The organism is Nocardia sp. SYP-A9097 (assembly GCF_009649815.1).
Taxonomy (GTDB): domain Bacteria; phylum Actinomycetota; class Actinomycetes; order Mycobacteriales; family Mycobacteriaceae; genus Nocardia.
Window position 1 is genome coordinate 430,188 of record NZ_WJIC01000003.1, and the last position, 22,264, is coordinate 452,451.

The 22,264-nt window shown below is 65.5% G+C and carries 19 protein-coding genes and 1 pseudogene; 9 read left to right on the forward strand and 11 right to left on the reverse strand.

The features are described from left to right. The first annotated feature begins 37 nt into the window (after nt 1-37). On the forward strand, nt 38-988 hold the full coding sequence (locus tag GFY24_RS09420) for a glycoside hydrolase family 6 protein (RefSeq protein WP_194852799.1): 951 nt from the start codon (nt 38-40) through the stop codon (nt 986-988). A gap of 3 nt (nt 989-991) precedes the next feature. Here the strand turns inward: GFY24_RS09420 and GFY24_RS09425 are convergent, their stop codons facing one another. Further along, entirely contained in the window at nt 992-2,944 is a 1,953-nt protein-coding gene (locus tag GFY24_RS09425; protein ID WP_194852800.1) for a kelch motif-containing protein, read from the reverse strand. Beyond that, a complete protein-coding gene (locus GFY24_RS09430) occupies nt 2,941-4,824 on the reverse strand; it encodes a glycosyltransferase family 2 protein (protein ID WP_153804582.1) in 1,884 nt (627 codons plus the stop codon). Before GFY24_RS09430 ends, GFY24_RS09425 begins: the two co-directional genes overlap by 4 nt. A gap of 631 nt (nt 4,825-5,455) precedes the next feature. Here GFY24_RS09430 and GFY24_RS09435 point away from each other — a divergent pair. Beyond that, on the forward strand, nt 5,456-6,271 hold the full coding sequence (locus GFY24_RS09435; RefSeq protein WP_153804583.1) for an alpha/beta fold hydrolase: 816 nt from the start codon (nt 5,456-5,458) through the stop codon (nt 6,269-6,271). Here GFY24_RS09435 and GFY24_RS09440 read toward each other — a convergent pair. After that, nucleotides 6,240-7,079: a helix-turn-helix domain-containing protein gene (locus GFY24_RS09440; protein WP_194852801.1), complete on the reverse strand. Its 840-nt coding sequence runs from the start codon at nt 7,077-7,079 to the stop codon at nt 6,240-6,242. The genes GFY24_RS09435 and GFY24_RS09440 overlap by 32 nt on opposite strands. 375 nt (nt 7,080-7,454) lie before the next feature. On the opposite strand from GFY24_RS09440, the gene GFY24_RS09445 reads away from it, so the two are divergent. Both GFY24_RS09445 and GFY24_RS09450 read left to right on the forward strand, forming a co-directional pair. After that, on the forward strand, nt 7,455-8,063 hold the full coding sequence (locus tag GFY24_RS09445) for a DUF6907 domain-containing protein (RefSeq protein WP_153804585.1): 609 nt from the start codon (nt 7,455-7,457) through the stop codon (nt 8,061-8,063). A 99-nt stretch (nt 8,064-8,162) separates the two neighbouring features. After that, nucleotides 8,163-8,474 (forward strand): hypothetical protein, encoded by a 312-nt coding sequence (locus tag GFY24_RS09450; RefSeq protein ID WP_153804586.1) that lies wholly within the window; start codon nt 8,163-8,165, stop codon nt 8,472-8,474. Nucleotides 8,475-8,549: 75 nt separating this feature from the next. On the opposite strand, the gene GFY24_RS09455 is transcribed toward GFY24_RS09450, so the two are convergent. Continuing rightward, on the reverse strand, nt 8,550-8,897 hold the full coding sequence (locus tag GFY24_RS09455; protein ID WP_309230645.1) for a GNAT family N-acetyltransferase: 348 nt from the start codon (nt 8,895-8,897) through the stop codon (nt 8,550-8,552). Nucleotides 8,898-8,989: 92 nt separating this feature from the next. On the opposite strand from GFY24_RS09455, the gene GFY24_RS09460 reads away from it, so the two are divergent. Next, entirely contained in the window at nt 8,990-10,492 is a 1,503-nt protein-coding gene (locus GFY24_RS09460; protein WP_153804587.1) for a hypothetical protein, read from the forward strand. Here the strand turns inward: GFY24_RS09460 and GFY24_RS09465 are convergent. The 5 genes from GFY24_RS09465 to GFY24_RS09485 form a co-directional block, all read right to left on the reverse strand. Then, nucleotides 10,489-11,712 (reverse strand): molybdopterin-binding protein, encoded by a 1,224-nt coding sequence (locus GFY24_RS09465; protein WP_309230646.1) that lies wholly within the window; start codon nt 11,710-11,712, stop codon nt 10,489-10,491. The genes GFY24_RS09460 and GFY24_RS09465 overlap by 4 nt on opposite strands. Nucleotides 11,713-11,879: 167 nt before the next feature. Next, on the reverse strand, nt 11,880-13,367 hold the full coding sequence (locus GFY24_RS43295; RefSeq protein ID WP_153804588.1) for a DNA mismatch repair protein: 1,488 nt from the start codon (nt 13,365-13,367) through the stop codon (nt 11,880-11,882). Then, nucleotides 13,364-14,872, reverse strand: a complete 1,509-nt coding sequence (locus GFY24_RS43300; protein WP_153804589.1) for a DNA mismatch repair protein MutS — start codon at nt 14,870-14,872, stop codon at nt 13,364-13,366. Before GFY24_RS43300 ends, GFY24_RS43295 begins: the two co-directional genes overlap by 4 nt. A 19-nt stretch (nt 14,873-14,891) precedes the next feature. Then, on the reverse strand, nt 14,892-15,053 hold the full coding sequence (locus tag GFY24_RS09480; RefSeq protein WP_153804590.1) for a hypothetical protein: 162 nt from the start codon (nt 15,051-15,053) through the stop codon (nt 14,892-14,894). Nucleotides 15,054-15,240: 187 nt separating this feature from the next. Continuing rightward, entirely contained in the window at nt 15,241-15,693 is a 453-nt protein-coding gene (locus tag GFY24_RS09485; RefSeq protein ID WP_153804591.1) for a VOC family protein, read from the reverse strand. 129 nt (nt 15,694-15,822) lie between these two features. Between GFY24_RS09485 and GFY24_RS09490 the strand changes: the two genes are divergently transcribed. The 3 genes and pseudogenes from GFY24_RS09490 to GFY24_RS09500 form a co-directional block, all read left to right on the forward strand. After that, complete coding sequence (locus tag GFY24_RS09490; RefSeq protein WP_309230647.1) at nt 15,823-17,325, forward strand: HAMP domain-containing sensor histidine kinase; 1,503 nt, start codon at nt 15,823-15,825, stop codon at nt 17,323-17,325. Nucleotides 17,326-17,423: 98 nt separating this feature from the next. Further along, on the forward strand, nt 17,424-18,254 hold the full coding sequence (locus GFY24_RS09495) for an RNA polymerase sigma factor SigF (RefSeq protein WP_153804592.1): 831 nt from the start codon (nt 17,424-17,426) through the stop codon (nt 18,252-18,254). A 150-nt stretch (nt 18,255-18,404) separates the two neighbouring features. Next, nucleotides 18,405-19,115 (forward strand): annotated as a pseudogene (locus GFY24_RS09500) (M23 family metallopeptidase); the annotation flags it as partial. Nucleotides 19,116-19,118: 3 nt separating this feature from the next. Here the strand turns inward: GFY24_RS09500 and GFY24_RS09505 are convergent. Both GFY24_RS09505 and GFY24_RS09510 read right to left on the reverse strand, forming a co-directional pair. After that, entirely contained in the window at nt 19,119-20,309 is a 1,191-nt protein-coding gene (locus GFY24_RS09505) for a cation:proton antiporter (RefSeq protein ID WP_153804594.1), read from the reverse strand. Nucleotides 20,310-20,478: 169 nt separating this feature from the next. After that, a complete protein-coding gene (locus GFY24_RS09510; RefSeq protein ID WP_153804595.1) occupies nt 20,479-21,720 on the reverse strand; it encodes an alpha/beta hydrolase fold domain-containing protein in 1,242 nt (413 codons plus the stop codon). 109 nt (nt 21,721-21,829) lie between these two features. On the opposite strand from GFY24_RS09510, the gene GFY24_RS09515 reads away from it, so the two are divergent. Beyond that, a complete protein-coding gene (locus GFY24_RS09515; RefSeq protein ID WP_194852802.1) occupies nt 21,830-22,264 on the forward strand; it encodes an alpha/beta hydrolase in 435 nt (144 codons plus the stop codon).

Genomic DNA, 22,264 nt, shown 5'->3' on the forward strand with positions numbered 1-22,264 from the left:
CCGATTAGCCCGTGCCGGAACACTTTTCGGTCTGATTGTGCAATTGCTGATCAGCGGCTGCGCGCAGGGCCCCGCCGCGCCCGTGCTGACTCCGCCCGAGCGGAATGCCCCGGGCAGCGCGGATTATCTGCTGGAGTCGAGCGATAAATACTATTCCGATCTGCGGGCGACCCTGCCCGGTGTCGACAACCCCGCGACCCGGGCGAATCTGGAGCGGTTGATCCGAACCCCGATCGCCGAATGGCTGCCGCATTCGCTGGATGTGACGGCCGGAACGATTCGACAGGATATCGCCCGTGCACAGGCCGCGAATTCCATACCGATGTTCGTGGCATACAACATTCCCGGGCGAGACCTGCAGGGCGAATCGGGCGGGGGACTCGATGGCGCCGAATCGTATCGGCAATGGATTCAGGGCGTCAGCAGGGAGATCGGCGGCAATCCCGCGATTGTGATCGTGGAGCCGGACGCGCTGGCCCATGCCACCGAGATGGACGAGGCCGGGCGCACCGCAAGATTGGCTCTCCTGGGCGTCGCCTACGCCGAGCTGCAACACAATCCGAATACCGCCGTCTATCTCGATGTCGGCAACAGCACCTGGGTGGATCCGGCACGCGTCGCGGAGCTATTACGGGTGGTGAGCCCGACCCGGCCCGTGGCGGGGATTTCGCTGAATGTGGCGAACCGCCGCCCGGAGGCCGAAATACGCTCGTACGCAACCCGAATCGAGCAGGCGTACGGGCATGAACTGTATGTGATGATCGACGACTCGGTGAACGGCGCGGTGCATACCGCCGATCTGGTCGACTGGTGCAATCCCGCCGGGCAGAAGGTGGGCAGGGTGCCCGATACGCGATTCGATCGCAATGCCACGGTCGAATACGCCTTCATCAAGACACCCGGACAATCCGACGGCCGTTGCGGCACCAGCGACACTCCCGCCGGCGAATTCGACCGAAAACTCCTGCTGGATCAGCTGTCCGATTGACCGTCAGCCCAGGTGCACCCACTTCGCCACACTGGGCACGCCGGCGGCATCGACCACGAACAGCATGTAATAGCCGGACGGCGCGATGGCGGGATTATCGGGCAGCGACACCGAAATACCTTGCTCGGTCGGCGTGAACGGCAGATCGATCACCCGCTGATTGGTATCGGTCACATGCGTGATCGCCGACGGCGTCATCAACCGCGCATACTTGATCTCCGAGGCCGCCACGCCCGCAACACCATTGCGCACCTGGAAATCGAAGACGCCGCCCCGCTGGATCTCGTCGGGCCCGCCGCTGATCCCCGGCCGCGCGACCGCGCCCCCATCGGGTTTGAAAAGGTAAGGCGGAGTGTATATCTCGATGCGCCGCTCGAACTTTCCGGGTAGCGTGTTCTTCCGATCCGCGAACAGCGGATTCGACCCCTCGGTCATGATCTGACCCGACGGCAGCAATACCGCCGACGAGTGATAGTCCCGGCCCACGGTCGGATCGGCCATCGGATGCAGTCCACCCTGCTGATCCAGCAGATAACTCGCGAGAATATCGCTCGCGCCCCGCCCTCGATAATCGTTGGCGCCGTTGGTGATGAATACATCCCCGCTGGGCAGCGTCACCAGATTCGGATACCGCGTGCCCCGAGGCAGCGTGGCGAACGGCTCGAACTTCGGCTGTTCCGCCTTCAGATCCACAATGTCGATGCGCCCGGTCGAGAGGTCCGAATCACCCACGCCGCCACCGCCGACCACGAGCAGTCGCTGATCCTGGACGGGTCCGAGCCAGGTCGACGAACCGGTCTCGAGCATATTCGGATCGCGAATTCCGGGCACCAGCTGAAATGAATTGTCGTTCAGATTCCACAATCCCGGATCGCGGTGCTCCTCGGCCGGACCCCAGCCGGTGCTCGGCCCGCTGAAGAACAGTTTGCCGGGCGTCGCGGTCTGGAAGACCGAGGGATAGGTGGGAAAGTACCGGCGCAGGTCATCGCGCTCGGTCCATACCTTGGTGTCGGGATCGTAGATTTCGGTCTGGCCGTCCAGGATTCGCCCGGAACCGTCGAGTCCGGACAGCACGATGACCTTCCCGTCCGGCAGCCGGGTGAGCGTCGGATACCAGCGCGCGTACGCCATACTGCCCACTGCCGCATAGGTTTCGGTCCACGGATTGAAGACGAAGGAGGAGTCGATCCCCTGATATTCCTTCTTCTTCAGTGCCATTTCCGGGGCGAAGCCGTACAGGTTCTGCTGCTCCTCGTAGGTGAGCCCGCCGATCTGATAGTGGTCATTGCGATCCCAGACACCGTCCGTGCCGGCGTCCTCCGCGGCGACGTACACATTGCGGTCGGTGGCCGAAACCTTGTACGTCACAGGATCTTTGGACGCAGCCGGGATGGTGATATCGCGATCCGATCGATACACCTTCCCGCTGTCCTTACCGGTGAAGATCGTCCCCTTGGGTACGAAGGCCGGATGATCCGGATTCTCATTGCGAATCGTCATATATCCGCCCGCATGGGTGAGATTCGCGGGTAGCACCTCATAGCTCTGCGTGCCGCCCGCGATCAGGACCGTGCCATCGGGCAGATAGGCGTGATCGGAGCAGAACAGGTCCTGCGGTGTCTCGATGCGTTTGGCGGTCCGGGTCTCGGGATCGAAGATGAGCGAGGTGTAGATGCTCTTATCGGAGTTGTGATGGTCATTGCCGCTGCCGGCGATGAGGAGCAGTTTGCCGGTCGGCAGCACGATCGAGTGAATGATATTGGCGTCGATATCATTCGGCAGGGTGACGACCTCCCATTTGCCGAATTTCGCCTTGTAGTCGTCGGAGTTGATCAGCCGGGTGTGCTGGAAGCGGTGGTAGAGCGCCGATGCCGTTGCGGTGGTGGCGATTCCGAGTGTTCCCACCACCACAAGCGTCACTATCCAGCGCACGAATCGAGTCGGTGTCCGCTTCAACTCGCCCGCTCCTGCTCCGGCATCACGGTGACCACGAATTCCGCTGTGCCGCTGTGCCGTCGGGCACTCCAGGAGATCCAGGCCGGGTTCAGCAGCCACACCAGCACCGGCGCGGCCGAGATCAGGGCACCGAAGACCGGCCAGGTCATGGTGGCCGGGGCGGCGTATCCGCGCACCGTGGTCAGCACCGCCACCGCGAGATAGAACGCGAGCCACATCAGATTCAGCCGGAAGGTGAACCAGCTGTCGCCCTGGCTCTTGGACCCCTTCGGTGTGACATCGAATCCCACGCGCCGCCGTAGCAGGCATTTGATCAGCGAATTGGCATATACCGGAGCGGTTATGACGCTCATGAACATCCCGTAGACGCCCCACGAGTTGGAGGTCTCGTACGGGCTCACATTGTGCCGCCGCACCCAGGTGTACAGGGTCATCTGGCTCACCGAGGCCCAGCCGTAGAACAGGAACCAGCTGTCCGGCGATACCACCGCCCCGCTGACGCCGAACCAGCTGAACATCGCCACATTGGCCGCACCCAGCAGCCAGACGATGCCCATGACGGGGTAGAACGCCATCAGCAGCAGATAGTGCGTGACCCGCGCCGGTGTGCGCCACATGCGCAGCATCTGGAAGACGAACGGCCCGAACAGCATGTGCTCGATAGCCCCACGCGCCCAACGGTTCTGCTGTTTGTAGAAGTCGCCCCAGGAGGCAGGTCCCTCGCCGTGCGCGAGCAGGTCGGGGGTGTAGACGCCCTTCCAATGGTGTCCGGTCGCGGGATTGCGCCGGGGCAGGATGGCGAAGCTGGTCGCCATATCCTCGGTGATGGAGGGCTGGATGCCGCCGATGTCCGCGAGCACGCCGGTGCGGATCGCATAGCTGGTGCCGACGAGCATCGGTGCGCCATGCCAATTCGCCGCGGGCTGAATGAGACTGTGAAAGACGAACTGCTGGCTCTCGGCCAGTTTCGCGACGACATTGTCGGTGGCGTTGGCGTACGCCTGCGGTCCCGCCACGTACGCCACATCGGGGTCGTTGAAGTACCCGAGCATGCGTTCACCGAACTCCGGCATGGGCTTGTGATCCGGGTCGATACCCATTACCACGTCATAGTCGGGTAGTTCGGGGGTGTTACGAATCATGTCCAGTCCGGCATTGATATTGCCGAATTTGGTTCGCGTCTCGAAGGGTCCGCGCTTTTGGTGGTAGCCGGGCTTGTCGCCTCGGGTCAGGTAGTGCACCCGATTGCCGGGGCGCCCGCGGTTCACCTCGTCGACCAATGCGCGCACCCGAGCGGGCTGCTCCGGATCGCCTTCGTCGAGTACGTACACATCGAAGACGCCGGGCTGTCGATGCCGAACCTGCCGTGCGGCGATCAGAGTTCGTTCGAGGACGGCGATGTCCTCGCTCTTGGGCACGAAGGTGATCAGCAGTGCGACATTCAGGCCCGGCCGCGCCCGGATCGGCACGGGTTTGCGCGCCAGTGCCGTGGTCATCGACATCGCCATGACCAGTGCGAACCGGATCGCCTCCACGGTGACGACCAGGGTCACCATAATGATCGCGATGGCGCCGAACCGCTCGTACTTGTCGGTCGCGCCGAGGCCGTTGTCGATCAGCCACACCACATAACCCCCGCCCAAACCGAGCGAGAGCGCGGAGAGCGCGATGGTGAAGGCGCGCCGCCGCCGGCCTTCCAGATGGCGGAATCCGATGGAATCGCCTACGCCATCGAGGATCTCGCCGGTGACGGTCGCCTTCGCATGTCTGTCGGCATCGAGATCTGTTGTGCGAGGCCAGGTTTCGGTGTTCTCGAACGGGAGTCGGGTAACGGATCTATTGCTCCGGGTCTCACGACCGACTCCGCGCAGGGTAGCCACTCCTACCCTGTTTCGACTTTGTGGCGACCGATACGGGTCGCCGAAGACACCACGAACAGCAACGCATCCCCCCTGCCGGAGCGGGCCCTACCGATCAACTGTTCCCCGACGAACGCTCAGGCTGAGATTAGCAGAGCAGGGGGTGATGTGTGTCCCTACTAGATTGGGCCACAATGGTTTCGAAGTCTAGCGAAACATTCGAAGCGAGGAATTCGCTGACGCGGCATCGCGTACCGCGCGGTACGCAAGTGGTACATACGCACCATATTGTGATCGAGTGTGCGCGTGGGAGACGAAAGCGCAGCCTCCGCTGGATCGCTCGACAGAACCGTTACGGATAGTTGGCGTTTCAGCCCCGGGGGTCGCGTCGACGACTTCGGTACCTACCGGTTCGTCTGCCCGGTCCCGGGTTGTCCCTGGACCCACGATGAGAACACCACCCACCGGAACCCAGGCTGGCGGGACCGGGTCGGCGTGGCGACGGAGGCGCACCTCGCCGCCGTCCACCCGCACTGGATTTACCCGGAGCACCCCCAAAACGGTTCCGCCGGAAGCGAATAGGGGCATCCACCTCTGGACAGAGTGTGTCCGGGGTCGCGACACGCGGGCAATGCACAGTTACGCTACGGCCATGCCGTACGTCAGTACCGAGGGTGCCCGTATCTTCTACACCGATTCCGGTGGCCAGGACCTGCCGACCGTGGTGCTGGGCCACGGCTTCTTCATGGATCTGTCCATGTTCGCTCCGCAGGTCGAGTACCTGGAAGCCCGGGGGTTCCGGGTGCTGTGCTGGGATGCGCGCGGGCACGGAGGCACGGTGTCCGATCCGGACCGGTCGTTCACCTACTGGGATTCCGCGCGCGACATGTTCGCGGTGATGGACGCCGCGGGAGTGGCGCACGCCGTGCTGGGAGGAATGTCACAGGGCGGGTACGCGGTTCTACGGGCCGCGCTGCTCGCCCCCGAACGGGCGGACGCGCTGTTGCTGTTCGATACCGAGGCGAGCGACTCGCCCGAGGAGCAGCGGGCCGAATACCGGGGGCTGTTCGCCGCCTGGACGAATCCCGATGTGCCACTGGGGGAATTGTCCGAAGGACTGGCCGGACAGCTCATCGGCGGGACCGTGGTCGATCAGTCGCCGTGGCGCTACAAGTGGGCCGCCGGCGACCGCACCGCGATTCGCGGGGCCGCGCAGACCTTGATCGAACGCGAATCCGTGGTCGATCGGCTGGGCGAGATCGCCTGTCCCGCATTGGTTCTGCGCGGTGAACAGGATGGCTCCAGCACCGCGGAGAAGTCCGCGCAGTTGGCCGCCGGACTGCCGGGAGCGGACGGCGTGGTGACCATTGCCGGAGCCGGGCACGCCGCCAACTGGACCGCGCCCGAGCCGGTGAACTCCGCGCTCGGCGCGTTCCTCACTCGGCTAGCAAGCTCGCCGGTCCATTGAACGGTTGCCGGATGCCGATGAACCACTGGAACGGTGCGTCGACACCCGGCACATCGGTGATCCTGACCCGCACGCTGTATGGATCGTGCGTGTCGGGATCGCGCAGATGCATGAGCGGCTGATGCCGTTCGAAATCGACCCGCTCGGCAAGGTACATGGCGCGGAACTCATCACACGAGCTCAGTTGGGCGAGCAGCTCCATGGCCCATTCGGGGTCCTGGTAGCGGCCCATATGCCAGCGGAACCAGTTCACGGTGAGCCGGGCCTCGTCCTCCCACTCGATCATGACCCGGCGGGATTCGGGCACCAGGAAGAACCACACCAGGATATTGACCACTTCCAGCAGTCGCGGATACGCGCGGTCATAGGTGTCATTGACCCACAGCACATTCCAGCGCTCGTCGACGTAACCCGACAGGTGCGGCATCAGATCGTTGGCGGCATCGCGCAGGTCGTCGGTGATCAGGGTGAGCATCTCGGCCACCAGCATCGGATCGTGGGTGCGCGGGCCGGGTGTCTTGGGCGCGGCCAGATTGTGCATATGCTGGCGCTCGGCGGGGGTGAGCTGCAGGGCGCGGGCCAGGGCGTCCACGACTTCGGGGCTGGGCGAGAGCTTTTCGCGCTGTTCGATCTGGGCGATATAGCTGGCGCTGACATCGCAGCGCGCGGCCAGGGCGGGACGGCTGAGGCCGCGCGGGTGTTCCGGTAGGCGCGGGAAGGTGCGGTGGGTGCGGATGAAGTCGGCGAGATTGGGAGCCAGCAGCTGGTCGGCTGTGAATCCCCCGGGCGCGGTGTGGCCAGCATTCACTGCCAGCACGATACTCGGTGGACGCGGTGTCGTCCGAGTGACCGGCTGTTCCGGTTCACGAAAATTGCCCCGGAAGTTCGGATTTCGTTCGCCGGGCCGGGACAACCACTGGTCAGAGGTACCTCTTATCAGCGTGTCTCACACACCTTTACGCCCGCGTCCGGGCGTGTTGTGATTGCCTCCGGTTCCGATCGCATGCTTTGGAGCTGGCAAGGTGATGGGCAATTGCGCTGCGGTACAGCACATTTCGTATGTGCGGCGGCCGGCCCATACCGTTCACCCGCCCAGCGGAGTGCGGGGAATCCCGGCACGAGGGCTGCGCGAAGGGGGCGCAGTCCTCGCGAACGGACCCACTGCGACCAACCCGGGGCTGAAATGACGATTGTTCTACCTTGTCCGGCCTGGTGCGTCGAGCACGAGGACCCGGATCCGTTCGATCCGTGCGACGGCGGCCGGCACGGCGGTCAGGAGACCTCGGTCCTGGTGGGTCCGCAGCCACATCCGGTGCTGCCGACGGTCTTCGTACAGCTCAACGCGCATGACTGTGACGGGCACCGGCATAATTGGATCGATCTGGTCGCGCCCACTCGCGCGCATGCCGAACTCTCCATTCCGCAGGCTCGGCGCACTGCGGACACCCTCATCGCGATTGCCGATCTGTGGGATTCCCGGGTGGTGCCCGACACCCTGCTGGGGCCGGAGCTGTGCCCGCCCTGGTGCGTCCGGCATGACGCGGCCAATGACCAGGACCCGCTGGTCGACCTCTGGCATTACGGTCGCGCGGCGACGATTCCGGTCGCGGGCCCGCACCGCTGGAATGCCGAACTGCGAATTCGCCTCTGCGCCAGGGATACCCGCTTCGGTCGCCGCATTGTCATCGCGCTCACGGTCCAGGACGACGAACCCACCGAATTGACCGCCGCGGAATCGCGTCGGATCGCGGCCGCTCTGCTGAACGCGTGCGACGAAATCTATCCTGTCTGAACCGCTGCGGGTCCTCTACCTGCCCGAATGATCCGGTGGTGATTCCTCCGGTTATCGTCGAGGTGTTTGTACGCAAAGCACTGAGATGGAGGTAGTCACATGGCTCGAATTCCCGCGGTACCGACGTCGTTGCTCGCGGCCGGCAGCCTGGTGGGTGGGTTCGCGCTCGCACAGGCCACCAAGAAGCGTCAGCTCGGTGGCGTGGTGTTCGCGGCGGGCACGGCGGCCGCGATTCCGCAGTGGCGCAAGACGATCGGCATCGGTGGTGCCGCCGCGCTGACCGGACTGTCCATCGGCGCGATGGGCGCCTCGCACCCGCTGGCGAAGAAGATCGGCGCCTGGCCGTCGGTCGCGGTGGTATCGAGCGCCGTGGCGCTCACCGCCTGGGCCGCGGTGGACCGCCGGGCCTGACATCGGCCGCTCGGAACGCGATCGGATCGCTGGGCTGCGAAAGTGCTACGCGGCCCACCGATCCGGGGCCGGTCCTCAGTTGAGCGCGGCGTCGAGCACCTTCATGATTTCGGGGGTCACCGGGTCCAGGATGTCGTCGAAGTCGTGGTGCTTCTGCACGTAGGCCGCGACGAACGGGCAGACCGGGACGATGCGCTTGCCCTGGTTGCGGGTATCGGTGAGAGCGGCCGGGATGAGACGGCTGGCGAGGCCGCGTCCACCGAACTCCTCGCCGATCTCGGTGTGGTAGAAGATTCGCTGGTTGCCGTGGTCCACATAGGCGGTCAACCCGGCCGGTACGCCGTCGACGCTGATCGCATATCGATTGCCCGCGTTGGAGATCGCGATGTCGGCCTGACCTTCGCTGTCATCGGTAGCGCTCACTGAATCCTCCTGATCGGTTGGTCCACAACGATCTCACGCGGGTCGTAAGCGCCTTGCTCAGGTCCGGGTCCGCTCGTGTCATTCTGAGCGGCATGACCGCGGAACATGACCGGAGTCGAACCTTCGCGCTGCTCGCACAGGCCGGGGCAGCCGATACCGGCGAGACCGAGCGCGCGGCCGCGTTCGAAGGACTGGCGTGGCTCGAGGACTATCGCACCATAGCCCCGCTGACCGCCATGGTCCTGGATGATCGACTGCCGACCGCGATCCGGGAGGCGGCCTCGAAAGTGGTCCGGGGCTTCGACGGCACCACCACTCCGGAAATCCGCCGAACCTGGTGGGGGAGTGACGATCCGGTGATCATGCGGCATGCGCTCGAGCAGATGGATCGCAGCGAGGCGGACATCGTGATCCCGGTGGCGAGCGATGACACCCACCCGCTGCAGCGAACCGCGTTGGCCTGCATGAGTTTCGACTTCGGCGAGGCCGAATTCATGCCGGTGCTGATTCGGGCGCTGAATCATCACGATCGTGAAATACGCACGGTCGCGGCGGATACGCTGCTATGGGATGAGCCGGTCGCCGCGGAGGAGGGCCTGCTCGAGGCTGCCCGGGACCGATCGCCGGAGCTGGCCGCGGTGGCCCTGGACACGCTGCGGTACTACCCCACCCGCCGCGTACTGCGCGCCGTGGCCGAGCTGTGCGACAGCGATGACGAGTCGGTGCGAGCGGTCGCCACCGTCAGCTTCGACGAACTGCGAGAGAAGTTCGAGTCCACCCTTCATGTCGCGGACCCGAAAGAAGCGGGGCTGCTTCGGGAGTGGGCGCGCCCGGTCGCCGACTTCTTGCGTCCGCAACCCGGGCCGGGACGGAAATACACTCCCTCGCAACCATTCTCGCCACCCAGGCTGCCGTCGGGCACGGTGGTATCCGAACAGGACCTGCGGGCCATCCTCGATAACCCGGATCAGGCCTGGGATGCCATGACGAATGCGCTGCGCCGGATCGACTGGACCGCTTTCGATTCCACGGCACGTGCTCGTCTGAGCGCCCTATTGGTTTCCCACCCGGATCCGCTCATCCGTGAGATCGCCTGTGCTGCCCTCGCCGACTGGTCGGACAGTGCGGCTCTGTTGACGCTGACCGGCGACATCAGCTTCACGGTGCGCAAATCCGCCGTCTACTCGCTGGTCCTACTCCCGCCCCATCCCGAAATCGCCGCGCGCGCTTGGGAATACCTCGCTACCGCGACCGGAACCACCGGATATGAGGCGTTGCGTACGTACGTGGCACACGCCCCGGCGGGGGAGCCGATCGATCGGCTCATCGACCTGGCCCGCACCGACCCTCGTGAGGTCATTCGGCACTACGCCATCGGCGCGCTCGGAGACCTACAGGCCGCCAAGGCAATCGAAGAGCTCATCCCGCTGCTGCACGAACCGCCCGGAGTCACCTGGGCCGTCCACACCGCCCTGCTGGCCGAGCTCACCAAGCTCGGGATCGCCCGCACCCCGCCCGCCTACCTCGCCACAGTCGACAACCTCGATCTGGCGTCCGCCGTCGCCGAGTACTCCGCCCACGCGGAGCGGGGTTAGTAGGGCAGGGGGATCAATTCGGTCAGGGTGCCCCGGGTCGCGGATGGGGGCAGTAGGGCCAAGGCTTGGGAGCCTATGAGGTCGGCCAGGTGCGGGGTGCCAATTGCGGTGTGGGTGCGCCAGACACCGCCCTCTAGCTGGTGGGCGGGCAGGATGTGGGTGGCGTCGGGGTGGGGCGTCGGCGTGGTGGCCAGGCGGCCCCAGCGTTGCGGGTGGGGGCGACGGGCGGTGAGGGTGTCTATCAGGGCGCGGCCGGTGGTCAGGAGGGCGGCTATGGCGGCGAAAGGGTTGCCGGGCAAGGCCAGTAGCGTGCGGCCGTCGGGAAGGCGAGCCACTATTTGGGAGCCGCCGGGGCGAATTCGGACGCCGTCGATAATGATGTGCGCCCCCAGTTCGCGCAGGACGGGGCGGAGGCGGTCGGCGGCGCCGTGGCCGGTCGACCCTACGGTGATGACGAGTTCGGAGTCGGTGGGAAGGTCGAACCAGGCGCGCAGCAGGGTGTGATCATCGGGGAGTCGCCAGAGCTTGCGGAACTGAATGTCGCAGGCGCGCAGGTATTCCGGCAGGATCGGGCCGATCGAATCGCGGGACTGGCCGGGCGCGAGCGCGCCCGCATTGCGGATCTCGTCACCGGTCATGACGATATCGGCGCGCAGCGGTCCGCGCACGGCGGCGATCGGCGCTTCGGCGCTCAGGGCCGCGGAGGCCACGGCGGCGTCGACGCGAGTGCCGGTGCCGGCGAGTTCCGTTCCGGGAAGCCAGTATTCGCCGAGCACCCGGGTGTCATCACGCTGAGGTGTCCCGGGTAGTCGCTGCAGTGTCCACTGTCCGGAGACGCGCTCGGTGAGCACGTGTTCATCGCGCAGCACTGCGGTCGTACCGGTGGGTGTCGGTGCGCCCGTGGCGATCCGCACCGCCTCACCGGAGGTCAGTGCCGCGACGGAACGCGCTCCCGCGGTACGGATTTCACTGCGCAGTCGCCAGCTCGGCCCGCCGCCACTGACCGCGAAACCGTCCATCGCGGCCGTGTCGGCGCGCGGTAACGCCGATATCGCGGTGAGTGGTTCGGCGAGGGTCGCGCCGAGGGCCTCGGTGAGTGGGGCCCGGCGCTCCGGGACCGGCGTCAGCCAGGTCTGTAGCACTGCCTGGATGCCCGCCAGTGGCACGCGCAGTCCGGGACCGGTGGCCGGGTCCGCGATTCGGCTCTGCGCTGCGCTCACAGGTCATGTCCTCCCTCGGTGGCCGGGTCCGGGCATGCTCCGGCCTATCATCGAAGGAATCCTCATCGCCGCAGATTGCCAGGCGCTTTCTCGGCAATTGCCGACCCATTTCGACCTGCTCACCTACGCGCATGTGACGCTGTGCGATTCGCCGACCCAGTGCGCGATCACCCGTCACCCACTTGGTGATCAGCGAATATTCGCCGGAATATGTCCAGGCCGTGACTGGTCGGCTCGGGCGCGCCGACGATCAGTCGATAGGTGCGCCGCCCGTCGCTGTCACGCTGTGCCCGCAGGAAGAGGTCGGTGCCGTGCCCGGCGACGTGCCGCCGGTGCGCGAATTCGTAAAGGTGCGTGACCAGCACGATCTTGACACCGGAGTCGAGCAGCGCGGACACGATCGGGTCGGCGAGGGCGGCGGCGTCACGGTCGTCGGTCGAGGCGAAAGGCTCGTTGCACAGCAGCATTGCCGTGCCGCTCATCCGGTCGGTGATCGCACGCATTCGGGTGAGTTCCTCATCGAGCCGGCCATGGGTCATGGCGGGATCCTCACCGCGCACGAAATGCGTGAACACACCGTCGCGAAGGTCGGCGGTGAATGACCGTGCGGTAACGAATATTCCGGCTTGCATCAGCAACTGCGCGATGCCGACACTGCGCAGAAATGTCGACTTGCCGCCGCTGTTGGCACCGGTGACGACGAGCAGTGTGGAGCCGGTCGCGTCGATATCGTTGCCGACGACATTCGAGGCGGTCAGTGATAGTCCCACATCCCGCAAATCGGTTGTGCGCAAAAGGGTCTCACCGGCCGCCACGGGCTCGGGGAAGCAGATCGGCGTGCCCGTGGCGGTCAGCCTCTCATGCAGATTCACGCATCCGAGATAGAAGGCCAGCTCGGTGCGGAGCTGCCGGAAGAAGTCCTGCACATTGTCGGTGACCCGGGATATCAACTCGGCCACCGAATCGAGTGGCGGCTCGATGACGGCCCGCAGCGGATCGCCGTCGTGGAATTCGAAATTGTCGAAAGCCTCGAAGGCGATACCGGGGCGGCGGCCGAACAGCGTGCGTTTGGCGGCGGCCGGTGGCTCGTGCAGCATGATGCGATCGGCCTTGTTCCCGACTCCCAGGGCGGCGCTGAAATGCATACCGTGCTCGAAATACAGTGCGGCCACATGGTGTTCGAGCAGTGCGAGATAGTCGTCGTCGAGCTGATCGGTCAGTATGCGACGCAGCCGATCAAGCCCCGTGGATCGGCAGGAACCGGCCGATTTCTCGAAGTTCTGCCGTATCTGTCGCAGCAATCCGACCAACGCCTGCAGTGGCTGCAATGCCAGTCCCAGCTTGCCCCGGGGTTCGCGACCGCGCCCGGAGGTCCAGCGCCGCACCGCGGTTGCCTCGGTGGCGATGGTGTAGCAGGTCCGCAGCATGGCGGGATCGGCGCAGCAGTCCGCGAGCACACCCTGCCGGTGCCGAATGACATCGCAATCGGTCGAGCTCAGGGGGACAATGGCTTTCACGACACCGGCGATGAATTCATCGCCGCCCGCCATGACGTTGTACAGCTCGGCCAGGCCCAGGTCTTCGGCGACCGCGTCGCCATTGCGCGCAGCGCGCGGCTCCCGGCCGGGAGGCTGGAGCAGTCCGATCGGGATCACCGTACCCTCGCGCGAATCTCGTTGTAGGTCAGCCCATGTCGTTGTGCCACCGTCGCGGCGTAGGCGAGTCCGTCGGGTGCGCGCCGCTCGATCCGAAAGGTCCGGGCCGGATCGTCCCCGGACGAGACCACGGCGACCATACTCACCACTTCGGGTCGAATCGTGGCCAGTTCGTCGAGAAAGGTCACGTACACCGCCACCGCGCTACGCTCGACAATGCGTCCGACCACCTCACGGCCGATGGCGACCGCATCGGAAGCGGTTGTGGTACTGAAGCTTTCGTTCAGCACAAGCACACTCCGATTCGTGAGCCGCTGCAGGATATCGTGCATACGAGTGAGTTCCTGTGCCAGTGCACCATGGGGATCGTCGATCTCGTCTTCGCGAACGAAATGCGTGAGTACGTTGTCCGCCAGCATTATTCGAGCCCGAGTGCCGGGTACTGGACACCCCAGCGCCGCCAGATACGCGGTCTGCCCGAACATTCGAGCGAAAGTGCTCTTACCGCCCTGATTCGGACCGGTGACGGTGAGCATCCGTTCACCGTCGTCGAGTCGAAAGTCATTGCGCACCACGAGCTTCTGATGTTTGGCGAGCTCATAGCCGAGCGCGGCGTCGAACCCACCTTCCACCGCGATCCCGGAGAATTCCGCAGTGACCTCCGGATAGCAGAACGGCATTCCCCGCACCCCGAGACCGCACGCGAAGCGCAGATAATCCAGGTAGAAACGTATTTCGGCATCGAATCGCGCAATGCCGGGGTCGATGAATTCCCGATACCGCCCGGCATGCCCCTCGAGCTGTTCGAAGGGTCCCGGATACAGCTCGATGACGGCGGCGATTACCTGCTCTTCGACCTCGTTCATATCCGGCCACGGGTCCACGAAAGCCGGTCGGAGGGGATCGGATTCGGGGCGGAAGCGCGCGAAGGCGGACGCTATGACCTCGCTGTAATCCGGTCGGTCCACGGCGTGGTCGACAACGATGTGCCGCCCGGTTACCTGTACCGAGTAGCGCACCGCGTCGAGATCCGCGCGGACCTGTGCGCCCGCGGCCGCGAATGCCCGGAACGAGGCGTCCTCGACATACTCCGACAGCCACTCGCGCCATTCCCGCAATCCGGTCGCCCGCAATGAAAGTCCTTGCAGCCCAGCGCTCATCTCCCGCACGACGCGGCAGTACACGGTCTCGGCATCGAGTTGCCGGCGATCGCGCTGATGTGGCTGGCTCAGTCGCCGCGCCTTGTCGTCGTGCCGGCGAACCGAGTGCATTCCATCCACGAATGCCTCGAATACCGTCCGCACCGCATCGTCTTCGAGATCGCGAAACACCCGCTGCCGGAATTCCACGTCGGCGACATCTCGCAGCGGCCGATATTGCACCGCTTCGTGTGCGGAGCCCCCGGTGGCCGCGAACACCTGATCCAGGTTCAAGTCCTGGATTGTCGCCCGGTCGGCGGTCGCGGTCTGGGCATTGTGCGGCCACAGGATGCTCCGGAATGTCACCGCGCCATACTCCCCCCGATCAGGCCGGATCGTAGCGGCGGTGCCTGCCACCTGTCTCGGGTTCGGGTGGTGTCAGCGGTAATTCGACGGTGTCGTCGAGGCTGTCGCGCAGGCGGGAGCAGAACTCCTCGACGCTCCCGTATCTGGAGAGGACCTCGCTCAGCAAATGCTGCGTATTCATCGCTGTCACCGTTGTTTTCGCCACCTCTGATCGCATGTTCTACAGGGCAGTAACCGCACAGCTTGTGGACCGTCGATCACTGTAGCGGCGGCGCCGGAGCAAGGTGAATGGTCAATGACTGACCAATTGTGCCAACTTCCGGTCCGGGGGCGTGTCGAGCCGGTTCCGGCCGGCGCTGACCGAAGATCTATGCGGCGCAGAACTCATTACCCTCGGGGTCGAGCATGACCCACCAATGTCCGGCGGGCCCGCGGTCGAACTCGCGCACCCGCTTGGCCCCGAGCCCCTCCAGCCGAGTCACCAGCGCCTCGAGCCCGCCGGGTGCACTGTGCACATCGATATGCACCCGGTTCTTCTCCTGCTTGGGTTCGAGCACATCCTGAAAGAGCAGCCGCCGGCCGTGCCCGACCCCGCTGGCCGGATCGAACGGGTCGTCGGGATGCCGGATCCCCGCCATCCCTCGGAATGTCTTGTGGCCGTTGTGTTCTCGCACCGCGTCTGCGCCGATGTGCCCGGCTGCCAGTAGTTGGTCGATGAGCGCGCTGGGGTCCTCCACCTCGTATTCGAGGGCCGCCGCCCAGAAGTCGGCGAGTACGGGCGCGTCCACACTGTCGATGACGAGCTTCCAGTTCAAGGCCATACCACCTGTTATATCGGTTGGGCGGCGCATTCACAGGAAACACCCAGCGCGCGTACAGCGTGGTCGAGGTTGTCGCCGCGACCATCGACACATGATGGTGTGGCGCAACGACTCGAGGCTGAGTCGGACGTGAATCTGCGAGAGACGCTGGGCCGCCGGGTCTCCTCGGTGCCATTGCGGATCGGCCTGGTGGTGGCGATGGTGGCGCTGGCGGCATTGGTGCTGTTCGCCTCGGGGGTGGCGTTGACCTCGGCGCTGTCGCGGTCGTTGACCTCGCGCACCGATGAGCAGCTCTATGACGCGGCGCGCGGTTGGGCGCAGCCGCGGGCGATGAAGCAGGTCACCACCGAAGACGGTCGCACGGTGTGGGTGCCGACCGACGCGCCGCGCCCACCGCAGCCGGTGAAGGTGACCGAGCAGCCGCGGCGCTTCTACGAATTGCGCAAAGGCCCTGATGGGACGGTCTATTCGGAGTTCCTGACCGGAAACGATCAGTCGACGCCCGATTTGTCCGAACAGCACGGGGCCGGGCCTGAATCGGTCAGCTCGACCGACGCTTCGATGCCGCGCTGGCGGGTGCTGACCATCTCGAACGCGTACGGCTCCACCACGATAGGCATCTCCCTCGCCGAGAATACGGAGACCATCTCCGGCCTCATCTATTTCGAACTCGCCGCCGGTGCAACGGCTTTGCTGGTGCTCGGTATCGGCGGCTACCTGGTGGTGCGGCGCAGTCTGCGCCCGCTGCGCCAGGTGGAGGAGACCGCGGCGGCCATCGCGGGCGGGGATCTGCATCGGCGGGTGCCGGTCCGCGATGTCGATACCGAGGTTGATCATCTGGCGCGCTCGCTCAATGAGATGCTCGCGCAGATCCAGCACGGCGTCGTCGCCACCGAAGCGCAGGAGGAGGCGGCGCGCCGCTCCGAGGCCAAGATGCGCCGCTTCATCGCCGACGCCAGCCATGAACTGCGTACCCCGCTGACCACCATTCGCGGTTTCGCCGAGCTGTACCGGCAGGGCGCGAGCACCGACGCCGCCGGAATCCTGACCAGGATCGAAGGCGAGGCCGCCCGCATGGGCCTGCTGGTGGAGGACCTGCTCATGCTGGCCAGGGTCGACGCCAATCGGCCCTTCGATCGAAAGCCCGTCGACCTGCTGTTGATCGCCACGGACGCGGTCCACAATGCCCAGGCCATGGCCGCGCGTCAGCGCTCCGATCCGAATGCCCCGGACCGGCCGATCGCCCTCGATATACGGCCTGGTGAAGGCACCTTGCAGGTCATCGGCGATGAGGCTCGGTTGCGTCAGGTGCTGGCGAATCTGGTGGGCAATGCCCTCACGCATACTCCGGCCTCGACACCGGTTACGGTGCGGCTCACGCCTTCTCATGACGAGGTTCGAATCGATGTCATCGACGAGGGACCGGGTCTGGCTCCGGAGGCCGCCCTGCGGGTGTTCGAGCGCTTCTATCGCACCGATTCCTCGCGCACCCGCGCGAGCGGCGGTACCGGACTCGGCCTGTCCATCGTGCAGGCCCTGGTCGCCGCGCACGGCGGCCGGGTGACGGTCGATACCTCGCCCGGATCGGGGGCCACCTTCACCGTCCGCCTACCGCGCGAGATCTCCGCCTGAAGTACCAGGTGAGAACCCAATTCGGGTTGATTACGTTTTGATAACGGTGGAGTGGGTACCCGGTAATCGTCGGATTCGTAGAGAAGTGAGGAAACTTCATGAACGAGGCGATACCGAGTACGAACGGGAATCGGACTTCGAACAGTCCGGGCGACACATATGACGAGATAGAGGTGCGATTCGCGGAGCTCGCCGAGCTGACCCCGGATGATCGGCGCAGAGCGGCACAGCGCGAGTTGATCATCGAACTCTGCCTGCCGCTGGCCGAACACATCGCGCGTCGTTTCGGGGGGCGTGGCGAGGAGTTCGACGACCTACACCAAGTGGCTTCGGTGGGATTGGTGCAGGCCGTGGATCGATTCGATGTGACCCGCGGCAGTTCATTCCTGTCATTCGCGGTGCCGACGGTAATGGGTGAGGTGCGACGCCATTTCCGCGACAACACCTGGGCCGTACGCGTCCCCCGCAGTGCCAAGGAGCTGCAGCAACGCATCACCGGTGCGGTCGAGGTGCTGGCGCAGCGACTGGCGCGGATACCCACGGCGCGTGAGATCGCGGCCGAACTCGAGGTCGAAATGAGCGATGTCACACAGGCATTGATCGCGCGCAATGCCTATCAGCCCAGTTCACTCGATATCGCGCGCGGTGACGACGAATCCGCGGATTCCGCACTGGTCGCCACTCTCGGTGCCGAGGAGCCGTCCTATCGATTGCTGGAGAACGCACTGGCGGTCGGCCCGCTGCTGGCGGAATTGCCCGCGCGCGAACGGCAAATGCTGGTGTGGCGCTTCTTCGACAATCAAACCCAGTCGCAGATCGGCAAGCGCCTGGGCGTCTCGCAAATGCAGGTCTCGCGCATGCTGACGCGGACACTGACCACACTGCGCCAAAGAGCGCTCGGGCCAGCGGAATTAGCACACAGCGCCTGAATACACCCGGACCCGACCCGCAAATAGCACGCATTCCTGGGAACGATTCACAGTTTCGTTTGTTATCGTCTCGCGGCTGAAGCAGTGCAGGGCTAGGTAGGAGGCGCAGTTCTATTGCGGGGCAATACTTCCTGGGAATCCGGGGGTCGCGGAGCGCACCGGCGGGAGCCGGCGATCAATGCGCTGCGCGGGCGTGCGGTCATCGCCGCGGTGGCGGCGGGCGCGGCGGTCGCCGCGACGCAGGCCGGGCTGCAGGAGGTGCATACCAACCCGCTGAACACTCCGAATACCGAAGAGCTGGCGGCGCTGCAGCCCGCCACCCTGGACGGCACCGATGCGCATTTCCCGGAGATTCTCGACGCCGCGCAGGTGGAGGATCCGGCCGACTTCCAGGACATCCTGCACAACGGTGAACAGTTCGAGGCTGATATCGCCGCCCGCGCGGCCGAGACCCTGCGCCCGCTCTTCGTGCGATTCGCCGCGGGCACCTTCACCTCCGGCTTCGGATCCCGCTGGGGTGCGGAGCATTTGGGTGTGGACGTGGCCGCCCCGATCGGTACGCCCATCTACGCCGTGCAGGACGGCAAGGTGATCAGCGCGGGCCCCGCTTCCGGATTCGGTATGTGGGTGCGCCTGCAGCATGACGACGGCACCATCACCGTGTACGGGCATGTGGATACCGCGACCGTCGATGTCGGGCAACGCGTGCTGGCCGGTGACCAGATCGCCACGGTAGGCAATCGCGGCTTCTCTACCGGCCCGCACTGCCATTTCGAGGTGTGGCTCAATGGTTCCGACAAGGTCGACCCATTGCCCTGGCTCGCCAGTCGCGGTATCTCACTCGGTCCCGAGCGGGACTGACCACTACGGGCTGTTCGCCGCGGTGGTGCGCAGTTGATCGGCCCAGCGCAGCACGGGTTCGATCAGGCGCGCGGCCACCGGTCCCAGCACCGCCATAATCAGCACATAGGTGGTGGCCAGGGCCGCGAATTCGGTGGGTACCGCACCGGCCGTGACCGCCAAACCGGCTATGACAATGGAGAATTCGCCGCGCGCGACGAGTGCCGATCCGGCACGGGCGCGACCGTAGCGCGACGCCCCGGCCCGTCCGGCGGCCCACCAGCCGGTCGCGATCTTGGTCGCGGCGGTGACCACCGCCAGCACCACCGCCCAGCCGAGCACCGGCGGAATACTGGCCGGATCGGTGCTGAGTCCGAAGAGTACGAAGAACAGCGCCGCGAACAGATCACGCAGCGGTTCGAGCAGTTTGGCGGCATTGTGCGCGGTGGAATCGGAGATGGCGATACCGAGCAGGAACGCCCCGACCGCGGCCGATACCTGTAGTGCGGAAGCCACTCCCGCGACCAGCAGCGCCGAGCCGAGCAGTTTCAGCAGGAAGATTTCACGGTCGTCGCTGTCCACGATCTTGGAGACGTGATTGCCGAAACGCAGCGCGACCACGAGCACGACGGTCACGGCGGTCAGCGCGATACCGACGGTCAGGAGCCCGGCGGCGAATCCGGCTCCGGCCAGAATCGCGGTGAGCACGGGCAGGTATCCGGCCATCACCAGATCCTCGAACACCAGGATCGACAGGATTGTCGGCGTCTCCCGATTGCCCAGTCGCCCAAGGTCATTGAGTACCTTGGCGACGATTCCCGATGAGGAGATGTAGGTGACGCCCGCCATGGCGACGGCTCCGGTGGCACCCCAGCCGAGTATCAGCGCGACCGCGACGCCCGGCAGCGCGTTGAGTATCAGATCGACCACACCCGCGGCCCAGGAGCTGCGCAGGCCGGTCACCAATTCGCTTGCGGTGTACTCCAATCCGAGCAACAACAGCAGGAGTACCACGCCGATCTCACTGGCCAGTTCGATGAACTGATCCACATGTCGCAACTCGATCAGCCCGCCGGTGCCGAAGACCAGCCCGCCGATCAGATACAGCGGAATGGGCGACATTCCGATCCGCGCCGCGAGCCGCCCGAGCAATCCCAATCCGAATAGCACCGCGCCCAACTGGATCAGCGACAGTGCGGTTTCATGCGCGACCATTCAGTTCAGCCGTCCGTGAGGATTCGGACGCCGCCCGGACCGTTGGTCCGTCCGCTGGCGATCGGATCGGGCCGACTTACTTCGAGACTTGATAATTGCGCTACGACTCTCTTCACGCCCTAACCCTAATCGGGCAAAACGGGCAGAACGTGATCGTGGTGGTCGCGGGCTATGCGGTTGAGCGTGCGGCCGTGCGGGTTCCGGCCTGCTCGACCCGCTCTCGAATGAACGCGCCCGCATGTTCGAGCGCATCGGCCGCCTCCGGCAGGAACGACCAGAAGATGTGGAAAACGTGTGTTGCCACCGGATACAGCTCGAGCCGCACCTCGACGCCGTGCGCGCGGGCGTGATCCACCAGCTCGTGCGCGTCGGTGAGATGGGTGTCGCCGGTGCCGACCTGTACGAGCATCGGCGGGCAACCGGTCAGATCGGCGCGCAGCGGTGCGACCACGGGGTCGTCATCCGGATGCCCGGCCAGGTAGTCGCCGATAATGCGCCGCTGGAACTGCTCCGCGGTCACCTCGCCCGGATCGGCTTCCGGACCATGCTCGGTATGCGATCTGCAGTGCAGATCGATTCCGGGACAGAGGGATACGACCGCCGCGGGGGGCGGTAATCCCTGCTCGCGCAGGCGGATAAGGGTCGACATGGACAAGTGCGCGCCGACCGAATCGCCGGCGAGGATGATGCGGTCGGGCGCGGTGCCGGTGTCCAGCAGCCAGCGGTATGCGCTCAACGCATCGTCGACCGCGGCCGGGAACGGGTGCTCGGGTGCCAGCCGGAAATCCGGGACGAGGGTTCTGGTATTCGCGGCGGCGGCCAGCGCCCCGGCGAGCGCGCGATATCCGAACGCGGAGCCCAAGATGTAACCGCCGCCATGCAGAAACAGGATCGTCGCATCGAGCGGCTGGTCCGGGGTGACCAGCAGGCTGGACACACCGCCCGCGTTGATCGGCCGTATCTGCACCTCCGGCGGTGGCGGGAACTGCGCGTGCAGGTCCTCGTAAGCGGTTCGCAGCACCTGCAATTCGGGGTCCGGCTCGTCGAACGGCTCCCAGTACCGGGTGATCCGGGCCAATAGTTCACCGCCGACCGCTCGGGTCGCGGAGACCGCCTCATCGACATCGCTGAGAATTTGCCGGGCGCGATCGAGTAGCGCCTCACCGGCGAGAGTGAGCTCGACCCGATGTGTGGTGCGGCGCAGCAGATCACAGCCGACGAGTCGCTCCAAGGCGCGAATCTGCCTACTGAGCGCGGGTTGTGAGACATACAGTCGGGTGGCCGCCCGCCCGAAATTGAGCTCCTCCGCCACCGTGATGAAGGCCCGCAGATGGCGTAATTCGATCGCATCGGGTGTCTTCGGCAGGGGAGTGGGGCTTCCGGCCGTGTTCTCGCCGGTGTGGGCAGTCATGGTCAAGAGTATTGCCCATCGGGGGCGCGGGCGGTCATGTCGTTCACGCAAGACTGCCATGCCTATTCGGTCCTTCCTTCCCGTGCGTGGCCGATGCGAATGTTTGCCGGTGACTTCCACTCCAGCCCGCTGCCGGGTCGCCGAACTGCGATTGCGGGCCGCCGTCGCCGGCCGCCGGGCCCGCGTCTATTGGCCCGGTCCGACCGGGCCACCACGGCCACTGTTGATGCTCTTCGATATCGGAAACCCCAGCGGCGCGGCCGAGTTCGACGATCTCAGCCGGACCTTGTCCGCCACAGGCGATTTCATCGTCTTCGCGGTGCGCTACGACCTGCGGCCCGAACAGCGGCAGGCGATCGAGTCCGATGCCACGCGCGCCCTCGAATGGGCGGCCGATCACGCCGCTGAGCTGGACGCCGACTCTGCTCGGCTACTCATCGGCGGGCGTGGTGCGGGCGGTGCCCTCGCCACCGCGGTGCGCCGGATGGCTCGTGAACAGGGTTGGCCACCGATCCTGCGGCAGTTGATGATTCCCACCTTTTAG